The organism is Arthrobacter sp. HMWF013 (assembly GCF_003061105.1).
Lineage (GTDB): Bacteria > Actinomycetota > Actinomycetes > Actinomycetales > Micrococcaceae > Arthrobacter.
Map to the genome: position 1 here is coordinate 1 of NZ_QAIQ01000607.1, position 1,507 is coordinate 1,507.

The 1,507-nt window shown below is 65.2% G+C and carries 1 protein-coding gene and 1 pseudogene; both read right to left on the reverse strand.

Going from position 1 to position 1,507, the window contains the following annotated elements; translation table 11 throughout:
- A pseudogene (locus DBR22_RS20420) lies at positions 1-496 on the reverse strand (ABC transporter permease); the annotation flags it as partial.
- A 203-nt stretch (positions 497-699) separates the two neighbouring features.
- The coding region (locus DBR22_RS20425; protein WP_146187595.1) for an ACT domain-containing protein at positions 700-1,507 on the reverse strand (808 nt) is incomplete at its 5' end.

The following is a 1,507-nucleotide window of genomic DNA, read 5'->3' on the forward strand; positions in this document are numbered from 1 at the left end:
CACCGTCGGTGCTGACGGCGCTGGCGGTCAGCCGGTACTTCTTGGCGGCGTCGGTCAACACGGACTCAGCTGCGGGCCACTTCGCCGGCTCGGTGGCGCCTGCCGCCTGATCGGTGGTGGCGGTACCGGCGAGGCCGGAGTTGTACCCGAGGTAGTCCATGGCGTCGAGCCGCGGCGCTTCCAGGTTCTGCGTGACGCGTGAGACCAGGCTGATCGGGGCTGCAACGGAGGTTCCGGTGAGCTTCCGGATGGCTTCGAGCTGGTCAAAGCTGATCCCGCCGCCGCCGTTTGCGATCTCCGGCTGCATCAGGGCGCCGGAGCCCGCCTTGGCCTGCACCAGGACGTCGTAGAGCCCGCGCGAGTTCTCATCCACCGTCCTGTTAAGTGCGGCCTGAGACTGGCCTTGGACGAGGACCGACAAGCACATGGCTGCGATCAAGATGGCCGCGGTCAGCAGCAGCACTTTGCTTCTGATGAACCTCTGGACGGCGTTCATTGAGCTCCCTGAAACCTGGATTGCGTGTGCACACATGAGTCTGCCCGGAGACGGGCAGCGGCGATTAACCGTTTAGTGTGCGAAAGGTGATGGCCGGCCTGCCGGCTGGGCCCGGACCGGGACCCAACCACTTTAAGCAGACCGGCCAATCATACGTGGCTGGATGCGGACGCGCCCAAGCGGGGAGCGCCGCCCGGCGTTTCTTAGTCCTCGAGGTCCACTTCGCGGACCATCTCGGCGCCGATGCCCGCCTTGATGGCATCGAGTACCTGCTGGGGAACGGAACTGTCGATCGTCAGCAGTGCGAGCACCTGGCCGCCCTCGTCCTGGCGGGCCACCTGCATACCGGCAATGTTGATGTTGTTCATGCCGAGGATGTGCCCGATGGTTCCGATCACACCCGGCCTGTCGGCGTAGGAAACCACCACAAGGTGTTCGCTGATGGGGATTTCCAGCTCGAAGCCATTGATTCCCACGAGCTTCTGGACCTGCTTGGGGCCGGTCAGGGTGCCGGCGACGGAAATCTGCGTGCCGTCGCTGAGGGCTCCGCGCAGGGTGAGGAGGTTGCGGTAGGACTCGGTGTCCGGCGTGGTGATCAGGCGGACGTTGATGCCGCGCTGCTCGGCGATGACCGGTGCGTTGACGTAGGAAACCTGTTCGGTCACGACGTCAGCGAAGATCCCCTTCAAGGCGGCGAGTTCGAGCACCTTGACGTCCAGGGACGAGATTTCGCCGGCCACCTCGACGTCGAACTGGGTCAGGGAAGCGTGGGTCAGCGCGGTGAAGATGCGGCCCAGCTTTTCGATCAGCGGAATGCCCGGGCGGACGTCGGGGGCGATCACGCCGCCGGCCACGTTCACTGCATCCGGAACGAGTTCGCCGGCCAGGGCCAGGCGCACGGACTTTGCGACGGAGACGCCGGCCTTTTCCTGGGCCTCATCGGTGGACGCCCCAAGGTGCGGGGTGACCACCACGTTGTCCAGCTTGAAGAACGGCAGGTCTGTGCTGGGC